The organism is Ruegeria sp. HKCCE4148, assembly GCF_017872495.1.
Lineage (GTDB): Bacteria > Pseudomonadota > Alphaproteobacteria > Rhodobacterales > Rhodobacteraceae > Ruegeria.
Genome location: NZ_JAEDOS010000012.1, coordinates 17319 through 35764, shown reverse-complemented (window position 1 = coordinate 35764; position 18446 = coordinate 17319). Strand labels below are relative to the sequence as shown.

Below are 18446 nucleotides of genomic sequence, written 5' to 3'. Positions count from 1 at the left end.
GCTCCCGTCCCCACTTGGCTGATGTCAGAGTGCGTTTGAAATGGGATAGAGTCAAAATCGCGACTCCAGAGGTCAGCGACAAAACTCCTGCGAATACAACACCGGCAAAAGAAACAACCAATGGCTTCAAAGAACAAACTTGCAATCGCGTGCCCCGTCGTAGTCACCTAGGGCATGGGTTTTGGAGGATGTCGATGGCGCCGTGGAAATTCGTGGTTTATCTATTCTGCACGGTTGCACTGGTCGCTTGTGCCCCCAAAACACGTACATATGAAAAGACAGTGACGGCTTCGCTGCCAGCGAGTGCAAATACAACTTTGGGACAGGCAGCCAACCGGCTTGGCGACCCCAAAGACGGTCGGTCGGGTGTCAAGCTAATCAGTGATGGGGAAGAAGCGCTTGTCTCTCGGCTGTTGATGGCCGCTGCAGCCGAGCGAACAATTGACGCACAATATTACCTTCTGCACGACGACCCCACGGGCCACCTATTCGCAGCCAGTCTGTTGCAGGCAGCAGATCGGGGTGTTCGTGTCCGGCTTCTGCTGGATGACATGGATACGTCCAGCTATGACGCGATGACCGCCGCTTTGGACAACCACAAGAACATAGAGATCAGGCTGTTCAACCCGTTTTGGAGGGATCAAAGCCTGCTGATTGCAGGGCTGACAGATTTCAAACGCATCAATCGCAGAATGCACAACAAGTCCATGACGGCTGACAACGTGTTTACAATAGTGGGTGGCAGAAACATCGGTGCCGAGTATTTTCTGGCACGGAAGGAAATGAACTACGCAGATTTGGACGTATTGGCAGCAGGTCCTGTTGTAAGTGAGGTCTCCCGCAGTTTCGATGCGTATTGGAACAGCGAGTTCGCCGTTCCTGCGCGTGTGGTCGTTGGTGAACCTGAAGAATTTGATCTTGGTGATGCGCGCCGCATGTTGAATGAACTGGTCGAGAAAGCGAAGCAAACGCAGTACGGCGCGGCCCTCAGAAAGTCAGCAAAAGAGAATTTTGCGGACGGAGCCCTATCATTGGATTGGTTGCCCGCAAAACTGTATGCTGATCCGCCTTCAAAAGCCGCAGGTCTCGAGAACTCAGATCCAATTCTTGCGTCTCAATTGCTTCCGTATTTCGAGAATGCCAGCAGTGAAGTGAATATCGTGTCCGCCTATTTCGTGCCGCGCAACAATGGTGTGAAATGGCTGACCGAACTAGAAAGCCGCGGTGTCGACGTAAAGGTTGTAACCAATTCCCTGGCATCTAACGATGTCGCACCCGTTTATGCGCACTATGCCAAAAAACGCCGAGCACTATTACGCGGTGGAGTAGAACTCTACGAGCTACGGCCTGACGCCTATCAGGTCCAACGCCGCGGTATCAACTGGGCTCAGTCCAGGTCGGGCTTACATTCCAAGGCATTCGCAGTTGATGACCGTTACTTGTTTGTGGGATCGTTCAACTGGGATCCGCGTTCTGTCAACATAAACACGGAAATGGGAATTCTGATAGATTCGCCGACCTTGACCACGCAAACCATGGGTGTTTTGGACGAGGCGCTACCCGGATACACTTATAACGTGACGCTAGAGCAAGCTGGTCAACTAAAATGGACGACAAGAGGAGAGGATGGCAACGTTCTCGAATATCGATCAGAGCCGACGGGGTCGGCCTGGGATCATATAGTCGCCGGATTTCTAAGTATTTTACCAATCGGGTCTCAGCTTTAGTTTTTTTGATAGATACTCTGACGGCTTGCCGACGTAATTGGGGAAGCGGCTGCACTTGAAAAGGTTTTACCGTGAAGGATTTCAACCACTATGCTGGTGAAGCTGGCGAGAGTCATCGGCAAGATGTCGAAGCCAAAAACGAAAGGTGGCGCTTTGCTCTATCCGCTCAGGCAATCGAATTTTCAGAACCTGTATCCTACAAGAACCCCATGTTCTTAAGGATAAAGTCTGTATGGAATGAAACATTCCACGTAATGCCAGCTCCCCAAGGACTGATGAATCTTACGGGGGTGATCCGCGTGAGCGCGAATGAAAGCGTGCCTCGTGACATCATAACAGGCGACGTTTGATGGACATTGTTCTTGTAACAACAGTGGTTGCTTCGCTTTTCGTGGTTATCGGCCTTGCCGAGCCAGTTGCGGCACGCCTTCAAATTCCATACAGCGTCGTTCTTGCGGTTCTAGGCATCATAATTGGTGTTGCCGCGACCTTTTTCCTTCAGACTGATCTGACGGAAGTGATGAACCCGGTGGCGGAAGCAATCCTCGGGTTTCCAATCCGCGCGAATGTGTTTCTTTACATTTTTTTGCCCACGCTACTCTTTCAGGCGACGTTGGGTATGAACTTGCGACGTATGCTGGACGACTGGGTGCCGATACTCGTTCTGGCTATTGTCGCGGTATTTGTGGCGACATTCACCGTTGGGTTTGCTCTTGCGGCAGTTAGTTCCCTTCCTACCGTTGCTTGCCTGCTGCTGGGCGCCATCATTTCAACGACGGACCCATCGGCGGTTGTTAGCATCTTTCGCTCGATTGCCGCCCCGCAAAGACTGGCGCGAATAATCGAAGGCGAGAGCCTTTTGAACGATGCAGCCGCAATCGCCCTATTTGGACTGTTCATAGGATTCGTCATGGTCGGCGCGCCCGACCCGCGACCGCAAGATGCTTTGGTTCAGTTTCCGTTACTTTTGGTTGGGGGGGCTGTGACAGGATGGGTTCTCGCGCGTTCCAGCTTATGGTTGATGAACTTGATTGAAGGTTTCGAGCTCGCTCAAATCTCGATCTCCATTGCCTTACCTTATCTGACATATGTCATTGCAGAGCAGAGTGTCGGCGCGTCGGGTGTAATCGCGGTTGTTGTGTCTGGGATCACATTGAACCTATCTGCGCCCGGCCGACTGACCCCCCAAGCTTGGACAAGCCTCACAGATGTATGGGACGTTCTTGCGCATTGGGCCGGAGCTTTGATCTTCATTTTAGCGGCGCTTTTAATCCCCAAACTGTTAAGCGGTGTTCAGTGGACAGACTTTGTGCTGATCTTGGTTGTGATTGTTGCCGCAGTTGCCGCGCGGGTCTTCATTCTGTTTGGTTTTCTGCCATTTTTGTCACTCGTACGTGTTTCACCACTTGTGGAACGTCCGTTTCGTTACGCAATACTCTGGGGCGGTATGCGAGGTGCGGTGACGCTGGCATTGGCGCTTGCTGTCACCGAGAACAATCAAGTCGCCGCCGAGACGCAACGCGCCGTTGGTATCCTCGCGACGGGTTTCACCCTATTTACCCTGATCGTTCAAGGGCCGACTCTCAGGCCCTTCATACGTCGCCTTGGGCTCGATAAGCTTTCATCAGTAGACGAAGCCTTGTCCCGCCAGGTTGTTGCTGTGTCGCTCCAGACAGTTCGGGAAGATGTGGAAAAAACAACTGCGAGCTACGAACTGAATCCGGAAATCATCAGGTCTGAAGCTGTTCAGTTCGGGCAAAGACTGGAAACAGAGGTTCGCTCGGCCGAAGAGCGCAAAGACATTCTTGACCGGGACCGCGTAACCCTGGGCCTCCTTGCCCTGGCAGGAGCGGAACGAAATTTTGTTCTTAGCCACATGCGCGACAGATCACTTTCTATTCGACTGGCCGAAAAGGCGCTTCTGGATATTGACCGGCTTATTGAAGCAACACGCTTGCAGGGCCGCACGGGATACTTGCGAGCGGCACGTCGCACTGTGGACTACGGACGTTTGTTTCGCATTGCCGCTTTTTTAAACAACAAGCTCCGGCTGCAAACACCACTTGCCCGTGTGACCGCGCACCGTTTTGAAGTCTTGCTTGCACAACGCCTCGTTCTGCGGGACGTTTATCGGTTTTTAGAACGACGCATTCGCCGAATACATGGGCGAAGGGTGACGGACATTCTAAGGGAGCTTGTTGATCGGCGCGCAGAATATGTCGATACAGCTCTTGACGGCCTTCAGCTTCAGTACCCGGGTTTTGCAGAAGAAGTTCAGCGTCGTTTCATTCGCCGAATTGCTCTGCGGCTGGAAGAACGAGAGTACACCGAAATGTTCGATGAAGGGCTCATAGGTGCAGAACTCTATTCCGTACTCTTGAATGATGTTTCCGCGAAACGTGCAAAGGAAGAAGAACGCCCAAGGATCGACATTGCACCGCGGGCCACCGAGCTTGTAAAACAATTGCCCGTATTCTCAGACGTGGATCCCGCGAGGCTTAGAAAGCTCGTCCGCGCTTTGAAGACGCGCTATGTTGAGGCAGGCGAAGTTGTCATCCAAAAAAACGCTCCGGCGCGAAGCGTGTACTTCATTGCGTCAGGAGCAGTTGAATTGGAGATGGGCGGCCAGAGTTGGCGGTTGGGTAGGGGTGAAATTTTTGGGCAAGCTGAATTATTGCTCCGCCAAAAACGCCGCGCCTCCGTCCAAGCGATTGTACCCACGACCTTATTGGTTTTGGATGAAGAAAAATTCCGGAGGCTTGTTAAGCGCAGTAAGGCGTTGCGCGAAGCCGTACTTTCGAGCGCCGCAAACCAAGGTGTCGAACTGGAAAAGCTTCTTGAGCCGAAGTAACGCCCAAGTTTTCGAATTGCACGAAGTCCTAGCTGATGACGCTTGGACAGGTCTCGATAGTTACCTGTCTGCTAAACCCGTGCCGGTGTGCTCATGGCGTTGCTTCATAAATTTTGAGTTCATTGAATAACGGAGTTCACCCACTGCGCTGCGCGAATGGTCAAAGCGCATGAATATCGATCGGATCAGAGAAACCTTTGATCCTGGTGCCACCAAATGTCTGCAACACGTCAGCCCCTTCCAAAAGATCGAAGGTTTCTTGATCAATCAACATCCGGCTTCCGGTTTTCTGCGTTTCTGCTTCCAGGCGCGCAGCAAGGTTTACGGTCGATCCGATACAAGTATACGTCGCCCGGTTGTCTGTCCCGGCATAGCCAGCGACGACTTCGCCAGTCGCTATTCCGATACCGATCTTTAGGTCGCTTTTCTCTTCTGCGCGCCGTTCGAGATTTAACATCTCGATCATGTTGTGCATTTCATGTCCTGCCGCCACTGCACTTTGCGCCGAGTTGGGCAGGGGCTGCGGAACTCCGAAAAGAGCCATCAACCCGTCACCCAGCATCAGGCTGACAATCCCGCCATTGCTGGTAACTGCCTCAAACATCAAGGTGTAAAAGGTGTTGAGCAGGTCAATCGTATCCTCAGGAGCGAGGTTTTCCGACAAGGTCGTAAAGCCGCGAATATCACAAAATAGAACCGAAGCATTGGCGCGCTTACCACCTATGGCAAAGCCAGATTCCTGTAGGTCTTGGGCCACCTCAGTTGTTGCAAAACGCTCTAGCAGTCGCTTTTGTTCGTCCCTGAGTCTTTTCTTTTCAAGGCCGCTGGAGACGCGCGCACTGAGAAGTGTCTTGTTGACTGGTTTCGGCAGGTAGTCTTCGGCACCCAATTCAATGCAGCGTACGACATTGTCGAGTCCCTCAACAGACGACGTCACGATCACTGGCAAATCCCGCAGTTCGGTGTCCGATTTGACAGCTTCAAGAACCTGGAAACCGTCCATTTCCGGCATCTCGATATCCAGCAAAAGCAAGTCAAATGGCTGACCAGACAACATCTCCATCGCCACTCGGCCGTTTTCCGCGACCGATGCTTGATGGCCCAAGAGTTCTACACTGCGAGATAAAAGCAAGCGATTGACCTTGTTGTCGTCGACGATGAGCAAATGACCGGGGGCGTCAGACATCAATCAGGCTCCGTAGGGCAGTAGCTGCAGTGGCGAGGGCGGTCTCTAAAGCGGCAGCTTCTGTTAAGTCTCCGGCTTCGGGCAGTTCTCCCAGTTCGACTTTCCTGGCCAGTTCGGCAAGAGCCGTTGCACCGAACGTGTTGGCGTTCGACTTGATAGAATGTGCAGCACGGCGGTATCGGTCGGCATCGGCTTCGTTCGCGGCCGCTTTCAATTCGCCAATCATACTTGGCGCTTCGTCGAGAAAGGTGTTCACAAGCTCTGCTGCAAACTCTTCGCCTGTGGCGTCCTTTAGCTCCATGAAGATTTCATGATCAATCGGGCTGTCTGTCATGGATCACCTTCTTGTTCTGGGGCAATTTAATAGGGCTTCGATGAGGACAGGCACGCGGATCGGTTTGGTGATATAGTCGTCCATCCCTGCTTCCAGACACATCTCACGGTCGCCCTGCATGGCGTTGGCGGTCATCGCGACTATGCGAGGACGGCTTCCATCCGGATGCGCTTTGTTGATACGGCGAGACGCTTCAAGCCCATCCATCTCGGGCATTTGCACATCCATGAAAACGACATCGTATGTCTGCCGGTTGACGCTTTCGACAGCCTCGGCACCGTTGCTGGCCAAATCAGCGCGATAGCCCATCTGTTCCAGCAGGCGGAGTGCAAGTTTCTGGTTCACCAAATTATCCTCTGCCAGCAAAATTCGCAGTGGATGGCGCGTTGCCATGTCCGGATCGGTTTGGGGTTTGTCCTGTGGTTTTGACGGCTTTACGCGCAGCTTTTCAGTCGCGAACAGTGTGACCAGGGTATCGAACAGGTGGGATTGGCGCAAAGGTTTGGCAAGGTTGGCAGCAAAAAGCCCATCCTCCAAATCTATTTCGCGCGGGCCAAGTGAACTGAAAAGGATTAGTGGCAACCCAGGCTTCTTGGCGCGTATCTGTTTGGCAAGCTCTACCCCATCCATTTCAGGCATATGCATGTCTAGAACTGCTAAATCGAACTCGATGCCTTCTCCAAGTATACTCAGCGCTTCTGACGGAGATGCACACGTCGTGGTCCGGGTGCCCCATTTCTCGGTTTGAAGAGACAGGATTTTGCGATTGGTGGCATTATCGTCGACCATCAAAATGCGTTTGCCTTCAAGTTCAGGCTGAGGGCCGACAAGATTGCGGGAGGACGGCTTAACTGGTTTTGCAGGTTTTGCCTGAATCTTGAAAACAAAGGTGGAACCGTTTCCCTCTCCTTCGCTTTCAGCCCACATGGTCCCTCCCATAAGTTCGGCGAGGCGTTTCGAGATCGCAAGACCCAGACCAGTGCCGCCATATTTGCGGGTCGTTGAACTGTCTGCCTGGCTGAAAGACTGAAATAGGCGGCTCATACCCTTTTTAGATAGGCCGATACCTGTGTCTCGGACTCTAAACGTCAGCTCCAGTGATCCGTTTACCTCGGCAGATTGCTCAACTGACAGAACCACTTCTCCGCTTTCGGTGAATTTCACAGCGTTAGAGAGAAGATTCAGCAAAATTTGCCGCAATCTGGTCAGGTCCGCGCTGATCGCCTGGGGGAGTGAGTCATCGAACTCATAGGCCAAATCGAGTTGTTTCTCGGCAGCCTTGCCGCTGACTAAATCGAGCGCGCTTTCTATACATTCGCGCAGGTCGAACGGATGGTTCTCGATATCCATCTGTCCAGCTTCAATTTTTGAAAAATCGAGGATTTCGTTAATGATACCCAAAAGCGCATCGCCACTATCGCGGATCGTATTCGCATAGTCACTTTGCTCGGCATCCAGCTCTGTGTCCATCAACAGCCCGCTCATCCCGATTACGGCATTCATGGGAGTTCGAATTTCGTGGGACATTGTCGCCAAGAAAGCACTTTTTGCTTCGTTTGCTTCCTCAGCGGCCTTTCGCGCCTCTTCGGCCTCACGGAATAGGCGCACGTTCTCGATGGCAATTACCGCCTGATCCGCAAACGAGTACGCGAGGTCGATTTCATCTTTGGTGAAAGCCCCGGCTGTTTTCCGAGCGAACACCAACACGCCCAGACACGCTTTGCCTTTCATCAGGGGCAGCAACAAAGCGGCGCGAACGCCATGCCGATCATACGTAATCTGTTCGAATGGCGAGAGCTCGATCGTGTCCCAATCGGGCAGATGAAGCATCTTCTTGTGATGAAGAACCTGAGCAGGAAAGCTGGACATCGGATCCGGGTCGATCGGAAAACTTTGGTTGCCTTCAAGGGTGGCAACTCCTTCTGCACTGACCCTTGCCAGAACCTCGAACGTATTATCTTGCGCCGTCATGGCGGCTACCATGTCACAGGAAACCAGCCGTACGCCCGCCTCTGCAATGGCCTCGAAGACAGGTTTGATGTCGTCAGGAGATTGGCTGATCACCCGTAGAATGTCCGCACTCGCAGTCTGACGCGCCAAAGAAGCTTGAGTCTCGTTAAACAAGCGCACGTTTTCCAGCGCGATGATGGCCTGATCTGCAAAAGACTCGGCAATCGACACTTCGTCGTCCGTAAAAACCTTTGACGTCTTTCGAATAAATACCAAGTTGCCGAAACAGTCTTTCCCGCGCATCAAGGGCACCATCAAAGACGATTTAAATCCCTTTTCGCGAAAGATTTTTTTGTCGCGCCGCGGTAATTCGTCGTAGCGCCACTTTGGCATGTTTAGCGTCTTACCACTTTTGATCGACCAGGAAGGTAAATTGTCCTCGGGATCAATCGGAAGCCGATCCGTCCACTTGACTTCTTCCACACCTTGAGGAGTTGCGACAGCGACTTGCCAAATCTCAGTTCTATTGGCTTGAATGGCAATAGCCAGGTCGCAGTCTATCAGCGTCGTTGCCAGTCCGACAATCTTCTCGAATACTGGTTTGGTATCGGTTGGGGATTCAGAAATAGCTCTGAGAACGTCCGCACTTGCTGTTTGGCGGGCAAGTGCAGTTTGCGTGTCATTGAAAAGCTGCGAGTTTTGAATGGCGATTATCGCTTGCGACGCAAAAGTTTCCATCTGCTTGATTTGCTTCTCGTCAAAAGCCGCGGGGGTTCTGCTCCCCATGCTGATGACACCAATTGTGTCGCCGTCACGTATCAACGGTACCGAAAGGACGGATCGATAACCGTCGAGGTTCGACTTCAGAACTGGATCATAATTGGGATCGGCCTGAGTATCTTCGACGTAATCGGCGCGCCCATACAACAGCGCCCGTGCAGTTGCAGATGTTTCCCCCGGTTCAAATGGGTGCATTTTGATAAAGTCGGTGAATGCGTCTGACACGTTGTGGCCAGCAAAGAAATGGTACTTGCCATCTTCAGGTTTCTTCAGCGCCACGAAAGCATCTTGAAGGCGGCAAATACGGGACGAAACGGCAAGCAACGCTTCCAATACCGGCTCTAAGGCGTCCGGAGATCGGGAAATAACTTCGAGTACTTCACTCGTGGCCTTTTGATACTCCAGCGATTCTTCAACTTCTGCCGTGCGCCTTTGCACTTCCTCGAAGAGCTGCGTGTTGTTGATAGCAATCAGGGCCTGGGACGCGAATGTTTCCAGAAGGTTGATCTGTTTGCCGCTAAATGCCGACGCCTGCCTGTGTGCCATAACAATAACACCAAGCGTGCGACCATTTTTGACAAGTGGGACCCCCAATGTAGTAAGGTAATCTCCTATCTCCGCGGCTTCTTTCCACGTGTAAGAGGCATCGTTCCGAGTATCCTCGATATAGACCGTTTCTCCATGCAACGCGGTTCGCCCTATACATGAACCTTCGTCAGGAGCTATTGGGTTGTTTGACAAGAAATCCAGGAACGCGTCGCTTACATTATGGGACACAACCACGCGATAAAGCCCATCGTCGGCATCTCGCATGGCAAAGAACGCATACTCTGGCGAGCAGATGCGCGACGATACCTCCAGGATTGCATCCAACACAGGCGGTAGATCGTTGGGTGACCGGGAGATGACATCAAGCACCTCAGATGTGGCTGTCTGGTACTTCAGTGTCTCTTCAACTTCGGCTGTACGGGCCTGAACTTCTTCGAACAGCTGAGTATTGTTGATCGCGATTACGGCCTGAGCCGCAAAAGTTTCTAAAAGGGCGATTTGCTTTGCATCAAACGGTGCGACTTTGTCGTGGCACAAGACTATCACTCCGACCACAGCTTTGCCCTTGATCAGTGGTACGCCCAGGAGCGAACGGTAATTCCCGATGCGCGCGGCCTCTTTCCATTTGTACTCGTCCGCCTCGGTATCCTTGTAATAGACTGTTTCGCCTCGTGCAGCTGTTTGACCAATGCCGCTCCCGTGTCCTGCTGGCACCGGGTTAGCTTTCATGAATTTCATGAATTCGCTGTCAAAATCGAGCATGATGTCAGTGTGATAAAGGCCGTCTTCGGGATTCAGGAAGGAAATAGCGGCGTATTTTGGTTCGCAGATTCGGCTTGCGACCCTCAGGATTTCTTCGAGCACCGGTCTCAGCTCGTCTGGAGATCGCGAGATGACCGACAACACGTCAGAGGTGGCGGTCTGGTATTCCAAGGCTTGCGTTACTTCGGCTGTCCGATCCTGCACTTCCCGGAACTGGCGGACGTTTTCCATTGCGATTACGGCTTGAGCTGCAAAGGTTTGGACCAGAGCCACATCGTCGTCTGAGAAAGGTGCAACTTCACGACGATAGAGCACGATCACCCCGAGACCGGTGCCGTTCTTCATCAACGGAACCGCCAGAACCGAGCGGGCTCCTTCAATCTCAACCATCTGAACCCGTTTTGGGTCACGATCCCTAAAGTAAAGAGGATCGTCCGCGATGTCGTCCTGGCGAATGACCTCGCCATCGATCATTGGTTTGATCGCAATTAATTCAGTGCGCGTTAGCGGCTCTACAAAGTTTTTGAGCGCTTCGTCAAAATCGGTTCTTGCGCCAATATTGGCCGGGATCGTTGCGAGACCGCGTTCGTGATCAGCGACACATAAAAAGGCCAACGGCGCTTTGCACAAACGGCTGGAGTTTTCGAGAATGCTTTGGAATACAGGTCTTTCGTCATCGCGGCTGCGGCTTATGACTTCGAGGATTTCTCGCGATGCTTTTTCGCGCTCTAGCCGTTCCTGAACCTCTCGAAATTGGCGCGTATTTTCTATCGCTATGACTGCGTGTTTGGCGAACTCTTCGATGAATTGCACGTCGGGATCAGAAAACGGGCGGACCTCGCGGCGGCTAACCGCAATAGCACCGATCGCCTGTTCCCCCTGCATCAAGGGCACAACAACCCGTGACCTGATGCCTTCGATTTCGACCATTGTAACAGCCGTAGGATCACCCGAGCGGTAGAACTCGGTGTCGGCGATGTCCTCGACACGTACAACCTTGCAATTTCGTATCGCCGCCGCTGCCGTGACCGAACCATCAAGAGGCCACTCCTCTCCTAATTCAACGTCGGTTCTATCGTGCCCCCATGCACCGGCCAATTGAATGTGGGTTCCCGCAGCGTTGACCAAAACCAGCGCCGCCTGATCCGCGTCACAGATTTCCGTGGCCTGCTGAAGCACGGCTTCAAAGACTCGTGCGTCATTGTCACGGCTTTTGCTGATGACACTCAGTACCTCCTGTGTCGCCGTTTGCCGTTCCAATTGAGAGCGCAGCTCTTTCATTTGGCGGGTATTGTCGATTGCGATCACAGCCTGCGCCGCAAAGCCTTCGACCAAAGAAATCTCGCTGTCTGTAAAGGGCCGCACTTCCCGACGGTAAATCCCGATGACGCCTACAGGATCACCATCCGCAGACATCAAAGGAACCGTCAGAAACGATCGGACGCCTTCTTCATCAACCAATTGGCGGCGCCAACGATCCCCGTTGATGTAGTGGTCTGTCTGGCGCAAATCGACATTGTGAATGACCCGCGCTTCCCGCACGGCTTCGGCAATCTGTAAATTCGAATCCAAAGACCAACGATCCACGCCGACTTTATATGTGGCCAATTGATCGCCAAAATGGGCCGCATATTCCAGATGGGTTCCCGCCTCATTTACGAGGCTCAATGTAGCTACGTCCGTTTCGCAAAGCCGGGCCGTATTTTCCAAGATCGTCTGAAATACCGGTGCTTCATCATCCCGAGACCGGGTGATCGTCTCCAAAACGTCGCGCGTGGCACCTTCGCGAGCCAATTGGGCCTGCAACTCGCTGAACTGGCGAACATTTTCTATCGCGATGACCGCCTGAGCGGCGAAAGTTTCAACCAGCTGCACCTGATCGTCAGAGTATGGTCTCACTTCGTTCCGTGCCAGCATCAGGCAACCGATTGCGCTGCCACCTACCTTTAACGGGACAAACAGATTGCTCCGGCACCCATGCGTGTCGACAATGAGCTTAAAGCGCTCATCTCCTGATCTATGGAAATCGGTGTCGCCCATGTCGACAACGCGTCTGGTCTCACCGCTGAGAATAGTGTCAGTTACGATCGAGTTGCCCGGCTCCATCGTATACTTGCCGTCGCGCCAGAGCTGTTGGATATCCGGGTGTAGATTGACGCTGGCAACCAGTTTCTGACGCGCATCCCCTTCGCGTCCAAGAACCAGACCAGCAAAAAAGGCATCACAGAGATCTTTTGCCAGTGTTACAATCAGGTCGCATACCGGCTGTACATCATCCTTGGTCTCGGAGATCGCTTGCATAACCCGTGCGGTTGCTTCGAACCGCGCCTGCTGATCATCCGCGCTGAGCCCCACACTGTGCGCAGATGACGACGCTGAACTTCCGGCTTCTTCCGATGTCCTCTTCCCATCCACCTGCGTTCGAGCTCCCGCGCAAACCAATGAAACACACAAGATCGCAGTTTAAAGGGCATACGATAGAAGTCACAGAGTTTCTTTGTGGACAGAATTCAACGCGCTTAAGCCGATGGTTGGTCATCTGGCAATCCAAGCAGCTCTGGTCTGGGGTAACTGGCTGGACGTTCTGAGAGGAAAACAGGCATTTGTTTGCAGAGCTTACTTCAAGCCCGTTGGCGCAACACAGTGCTCTACCCAAATCCAAGGAACCACTGAATGATGAACGCGTTGGCCAAATCCACAAAAAACGCTGAGACTAACGGCAACACTATGAACGCGACTGGCGAAGGACCATAGCGTTGTGTGACCGCAGTCATGTTTGCGATGGCGGTTGGCGTTGCGCCCAAAGAGAAACCAGCGAACCCTGCCGATATCACAGCTGCGAAATAGTTTTTCCCCATCAGACGGAAGACGATGAAAATGATGAACGCTACAGCCGCAATGGATTGCAAGAGCATGGTTGTGATCAGCACGCCAGCGCTGCTGGCAAGGGTCCATAACTCCATGCTCATCAGCGACATTGCCAAGAACACGGACAGGCTGAATTCGGAAATCACGTTCATCGCAGGGGTTCGCGCCGGCCATGAGAGCTTTGGAAGCAGCGGCGGCAACAAGTTCGATAGCAGGATACCAGTTAAAAGGCAGGGTACGAATAAAGGCAGTTTGATCCCCGCCGCCTCAAGTGCTTCGAAGGCTGAATATCCAATTCCAATGGCGACGTGAATCCAGAGCACGCAATTCATCAGGTCAACATGGGTCAGGGTCGATGGTTGGTCGGTGGCTGGTTCCGCAACCGTCGCGACCTCCTCTTCAACGTCCGGGGCACTTGTCAGATCGTTCTTTTGGATGAGAAATCGGGCGATGGGACCGCCCAGAACGCTGGCTAAAATCAGACCAACTGTGGCAGTGGCTATTCCCAGTTCTGAAGCGCCAGTGACTTGATAGCTGTTTTCTACGGTTGGGCCCCAGGCAATGGCTGTGCCGTGACCACCAATCAAAGATGCGGTGCCCAACAGCACACCTGCTTGTGACGGCAAACCGAACACGAGCGCACCAACCATGCCAACCACATTCTGCACGAGCATAAAGGCAATCGTGAGCCCTAGCATGAGCACAAGAAGGGGCCCACCTTTGAGCAGGTCAGCGAAACGGGCGTTGAGACCAACTGTTGTGAAAAAGTAGACCAGCAAGAAATCTCTGGCGCTTAGTTCGTAACTTATCGCCCGGCCCGTGGCCAAAACTACAAGCAGAGCCAGAACGGCGGCCAAGAGGCCTCCGCTGACGGGTTCTGGGATGCTGTACTTGGACAGGACGGCATAGCGACGGGTCAGCCGTGCACCGAGGAAATAGACCAATATCCCAATTGTAACGGCGCCAAAGCTGTCGATTTCTATAGGATCAAGCAATTCCATTGTGTTTTGTGCCCTCGTCCACGCAAGTCAATTTGGTCAGTTGTGTCAGGATTGGTTTGGAACCTTTGAAGTCATCTAGTAATGCGTTGGGATCGCTTACGTTTACCAACGTATTGTCGGCAGACCAACTACTCCCGGCAACTCTTGCAGCAATCTCTGAAAACAAGCAGGCAAAAAACGCCACTAATTGCACCGGAACGAAAGGTGTCTCGAAACACCGTTTCTCAGACATAACGGCGGGTCTGCCATAGATGTTCAGGTGGTGCTCAGTTGAACCGGAATGCTCAGTCGCGGCAATTTCGAATGGCGTTAGAAAAGCGCCAAGCTTCCCCGGTAGATCAATGTCGTTTGTGGCGGCTTCCACCTCTTCAAACAGATGATACGTAACTATTGGGTGGCTATGTGCTTCGGGCTCATCGCACGAGGATCGAGAAATTCCCAAGCGTGTTAGCAATTCATCGGCGTCCGGACAGGCAGTATTCAACGTGCTCAAGAACGGTCGCGCTGACGACAACCGGATCAAGGGCTGCGCAGGGCCACTCATGTTCGACCCTCAGAATGTGCAAGGTTCATTATTCACCTCGTAGCTATTTTTTGGAACCAAAACAGGATTCCGGGATCTGAAAATTTACGCCAAAAGACGCAACTCGGTGACCGAAACTATCATGCATTGCTGATATTCTGATGTCTAAATGTTTTAAGGTCATTCGTTCGTCGGCCCCGGAAAACACTGTCCAGCTGCACTAAAGGCCGGTTGTTCACTAGCAATCAAATTGGACCCCTCGTGTGGGGTTGATCACGTGTAAGTCGACACCGAAATGGTGAATGCCCAAACTTGTGGGCCAGATTCAAAGGCTTTCTGCAAGGAAGTCAGTGGTGCCATGCAGCGTTATGAGCATACCTGCATTGGGTTGTAGATTTGCGATGTGTTTTGCACATACCCACAGAACGGCCATGTCCGGGGTGAGCCGCCAACAGTCGGACATGTGTGTAACTCCAGTGCAAAAGTGTAATGGGAAACCGGCGAATTTCTGCCGGAGCTTAACAGGGCTCTTTTCATAACGCGCATTATCGCCTTAAAACTTCTTCACCACTCAAACCTACACCGAAGTTTCTTGCTAAACAGGACCAGCAAAACGACGATTTGGCCGCTGCTGACCGGCACATCCCGCGCTGTGATTGCGATGGGATTTTTTGCGTTTGTCTCGGCCTGCGCGCAAAGCCCGAGCGACGCGGATCTCGATCCGGAACGTCAGCTAGTGGCGCTTCAAGAGGTCTCGAAAAAACACGCTCGGGGGCAAAGAGTTTGGTGTGTGCCCTACGCACGTACCCTGAGCGGAATCGAAATCCGAGGTAATGCAAAGGATTGGTGGGGGAAAGCACGCAATAGTTTTGCACGAGGCAATGAGCCGGTTGTTGGTGCGGTTATGTCCTTTCGGGCAACGCGCGGTATGCCACTTGGCCATGTGGCCGTGGTGTCTGACATTGTCACCGAACGGGAAGTCATCGTGAATCACGCCAATTGGCACCGTAACAAGGTATCCTTGAAAATGGGCGTCAGGGATGTGTCAAAAAACAACGACTGGACGATGGTCCGGGTCGAAAGCCAGCCGGGCCAGTACGGTAGTTTCTACCCGGTGAATGGGTTTATTTATCCTGGCGGGGCCGAGTAAGCCAATCCGATTTCGCGTCGCGGCCATGTGCGACCCGGCCGATCAACCAGCTTGGGCCGTTAATAGCGGCGGTGCACGCGCTTTTGTGAAACCACGTTTCTTTTCTTTTGGCGCTCACGCAAGAAGACAAACAATCCCGATCCCAAGATCAGCGTGATACCAATTGCGACCGGCAGGTTTGGCAATTCGCCCCAGATTGCCCATCCCCAAAAAATCGCCATTGGAAGGCCGACATATTCAAATGGAGCCACCGTGGCAGCATCTGCCAAACGGTAAGCCTGGCCCAGGCAATAGCCGATGATCGCGGAATTAAACCCAAGCCCGACAAACAACCACCGATCGGTACCTTCTGGCCAGACCCAGGCTCGAAGTAGAAAAACCAGGCTTTCGTTCTCGAACGCTGAGGCGAAACGTCCATCTCCCGCCACCGACCAGAATAACAAGCTGACGACGATGAAACACGTTTGAATGTAGACAGCCATAGCCGAGGCTTTGGATTTTGCGCCAAGTAAGCGGGTAAGCACGTTGTTAAGCGCGTAGGTAAAAGCCGCGACAACCGGAAGGGCGTACATCACCAGGCCAACGTCACGTGTGCCACCGGCCTCCCACGGGCGAGTCATTATTATAACGCCTACGAAACCTACAATTACGGCACCAATTCGCATGGGGCCAACTTTTTCCCCGAGTAATGGGATGCTGAGCAGCGTTATCATCAAGGGCGCGACAAAGAACACCGCAGTCGCTTCGGCCAGAGGCATAACAGCCAAGGCTGTAAAGAACGTCAGATTGGCAACGACGATGAGCGCTCCTCGCAAAAGGTGGAGCCCCGGCTGATCTGTTTTCAAGATTTTCCAACCGCCTTCCATCTGCACCAGGGCCAAACTGAACCCGATTCCGATCAGCGATCTCGTGAAGACCATTTGATGCAAAGGGTAACCACCCGACAGAAACTTGATCACCATGTCGTTGACAGAAATTGCCAAAATTCCGATCAGAATGAAAACAATACCAGCTGTCGGGTTTTGCAACTTTTGGCCTTCGGTCATGGAGCGTCCTTTCAAATGGCCACTAACACGGGCCATCTAACGGGTCACGTCACTTTGCGACCCTCTGTGGTCGTAGCTCGCATTCCATGCAGTGTTGGTGCCAGTTTGGGTTTGGGAGAGTGCGCCAGATCAAAACAGGTATTTCGTTTCAAGCCTGGCCCGATGACATCAGGTTTATACGTAACGGAAGTCTAGAAACCGTTGCTCGGTTGCCTCTAACGTCGCGTGGCAGGAAGACAATATGGGCGGCACTGTCGGATGTTCGGGAAAATAGTGAAAACACTTGGCGTTTTGACGTTTGTGGGTGGAGCAGGCTTGATTGGGTACCTGCTTGTCGCGCCACCGGATCTGTTGAAGGTTGGCACAAATTACTCTGCCAAAATCGTCTGTTCGAACGTTTTCATTGCCGGACGAGACCCTGATGAGGTGCTGGCCGTTGATGTGCAGGCACCGGGGCATCCGCTGCTCAAGCAGGTCTCGATCGACGTTGATCAAGAGGCGCAATCGGTGCAAGCGCGGCTGTTTCGGTTCTTTGCCCCGGCGACATCGCAGTTCCGCGAAGGGCTGGGCTGCACCAATGTTCATGATGCGGTCCTGAGTGATCAGTCGTTGGTTCCCCCCAATCGCCCCGCACAAGGCCTTTGGCCAGCAGGCGATGATGTTGCGCTGTCGCAGGACCCGCAGATTCAAAGCATCATGTCTGACGAGGCTTTGCTTGGCGAAGGATATCGCGCTGTCGTGGTAGTTCGAAATGGGCGCATTGTGACCGAGACGTATGCCGATGGGTTCGACGCGCAAACCCCACTGCTGGGTTGGTCCATGACCAAAACGATAACGGCTGGATTGATCGGCACTTTAGTTGAAACCGGTCGGATGAGCCTTGCGGACAATCTGGTCGACAGTTTTCCGGACTGGGCCGAGGATGCGCGCCGGGGCATTACTGTGGCCGATATGTTGTCCATGACCGGCGGCTTGCAATGGGACGAGGAATATGGCGACGTTTCGGACGTCACGCGGATGCTGTATCTCGGTAATGATATGGCTGCCTTTGCAGCGGAACGAGTGCCCGAAGCCAAACCCGGCACAGACTTCAATTATTCCTCGGGAACAACCACGGTTCTTTCGCGGGTGTGGCAGGATAAGCTGCCTGACGGTGGGCTGACATATCCGCAAACGGCTCTGTTTACGCCACTGGGTATGGCCTCGGCGATCCTTGAGACAGATGCCAACGATACGTTTATCGGGTCCAGCTATATGTATGCCACGGCCCGTGACTGGGCCCGGTTTGGTCAGCTTTTGTTGCAAAAGGGAGTTTGGGACGGCGCCCGGATCTTGCCCGAAGGTTTTGTGGACTGGATGGTCGAGCCTGTTGATGCCTCGGACGGGCGCTATGCCAAAGGGCACCTTTGGTTGGAAGCCCCCGGAGATTTTCCACCGTTCGAAGATGCCTATTGGCTGCAGGGGCACGATGGTCAGTTCATCGGCGTTTTCCCCTCGCATGACATGGTTGTTCTACGGATGGGTCTGACGCCATCCCGGTTTGGCTACTCTTCCTTGCCGTTGGCGCAGGCGTTGATTACAGCCTTTGGGGACGATTCGTCTTAACAGACCTCTTCATCCCGCGCTTGCGATGGTAACGACCTTGGCAGGCTGCAACCGGCTCAGGACACCGGGTCGCAGGTCTGGGGCTTGCATGCGGCGCAGTTTTAGTATACCGCC

Annotated in this window: 12 protein-coding genes; 5 read left to right on the top strand and 7 right to left on the bottom strand. The window is 53.1% G+C overall.

Features of this window, described 5'->3' with window-relative positions; genetic code table 11:
• Positions 1-194 precede the first annotated feature (194 nt).
• The 3 genes from I9187_RS19875 (at position 195) to I9187_RS19865 (ending at position 4578) form a co-directional block, all read left to right on the top strand.
• Entirely contained in the window at positions 195-1727 is a 1533-nt protein-coding gene (locus tag I9187_RS19875) for a phospholipase D family protein (protein WP_209940306.1), read from the top strand.
• Between the two features lie 71 nt (positions 1728-1798).
• Positions 1799-2077, top strand: a complete 279-nt coding sequence (locus I9187_RS19870; protein ID WP_171181937.1) for a cupin — start codon at positions 1799-1801, stop codon at positions 2075-2077.
• Entirely contained in the window at positions 2077-4578 is a 2502-nt protein-coding gene (locus I9187_RS19865; protein ID WP_171181935.1) for a cation:proton antiporter, read from the top strand. The genes I9187_RS19870 and I9187_RS19865 overlap by 1 nt, the downstream gene beginning before the upstream one ends.
• Positions 4579-4738: 160 nt before the next feature.
• On the opposite strand, the gene I9187_RS19860 is transcribed toward I9187_RS19865, so the two are convergent.
• The 6 genes from I9187_RS19860 to I9187_RS19835 all read right to left on the bottom strand — a co-directional run bounded on the left by I9187_RS19860 (position 4739) and on the right by I9187_RS19835 (position 14994).
• Positions 4739-5764: an adenylate/guanylate cyclase domain-containing response regulator gene (locus I9187_RS19860; protein ID WP_171181933.1), complete on the bottom strand. Its 1026-nt coding sequence runs from the start codon at positions 5762-5764 to the stop codon at positions 4739-4741.
• The gene (locus I9187_RS19855; protein WP_171181931.1) at positions 5757-6098 is read right to left on the bottom strand and encodes an Hpt domain-containing protein; all 342 of its coding nucleotides are present in this window, start codon (positions 6096-6098) and stop codon (positions 5757-5759) included. The genes I9187_RS19860 and I9187_RS19855 overlap by 8 nt, the downstream gene beginning before the upstream one ends.
• A gap of 3 nt (positions 6099-6101) precedes the next feature.
• On the bottom strand, positions 6102-12554 hold the full coding sequence (locus tag I9187_RS19850; RefSeq protein ID WP_171181929.1) for a GAF domain-containing protein: 6453 nt from the start codon (positions 12552-12554) through the stop codon (positions 6102-6104).
• Positions 12555-12787: 233 nt separating this feature from the next.
• Positions 12788-14008: a sodium/glutamate symporter gene (gltS, locus tag I9187_RS19845; RefSeq protein ID WP_209509870.1), complete on the bottom strand. Its 1221-nt coding sequence runs from the start codon at positions 14006-14008 to the stop codon at positions 12788-12790.
• Positions 13995-14552, bottom strand: coding sequence for a hypothetical protein (locus I9187_RS19840; protein ID WP_171237861.1), 558 nt, complete (start codon positions 14550-14552; stop codon positions 13995-13997). Before I9187_RS19840 ends, gltS begins: the two co-directional genes overlap by 14 nt.
• 304 nt (positions 14553-14856) lie before the next feature.
• Entirely contained in the window at positions 14857-14994 is a 138-nt protein-coding gene (locus tag I9187_RS19835) for a hypothetical protein (protein ID WP_171181923.1), read from the bottom strand.
• Between the two features lie 129 nt (positions 14995-15123).
• On the opposite strand from I9187_RS19835, the gene I9187_RS19830 reads away from it, so the two are divergent.
• Complete coding sequence (locus I9187_RS19830; RefSeq protein ID WP_245223323.1) at positions 15124-15681, top strand: CHAP domain-containing protein; 558 nt, start codon at positions 15124-15126, stop codon at positions 15679-15681.
• 59 nt (positions 15682-15740) lie between these two features.
• Here the strand turns inward: I9187_RS19830 and I9187_RS19825 are convergent, their stop codons facing one another.
• Positions 15741-16727 carry a DMT family transporter gene (locus I9187_RS19825; protein ID WP_171181922.1) on the bottom strand — a complete coding sequence of 329 codons (987 nt, stop codon included), beginning with the start codon at positions 16725-16727 and terminating at the stop codon, positions 15741-15743.
• A 258-nt stretch (positions 16728-16985) separates the two neighbouring features.
• On the opposite strand from I9187_RS19825, the gene I9187_RS19820 reads away from it, so the two are divergent.
• On the top strand, positions 16986-18332 hold the full coding sequence (locus tag I9187_RS19820) for a serine hydrolase (RefSeq protein WP_171237860.1): 1347 nt from the start codon (positions 16986-16988) through the stop codon (positions 18330-18332).
• Positions 18333-18446: the final 114 nt, after the last annotated feature.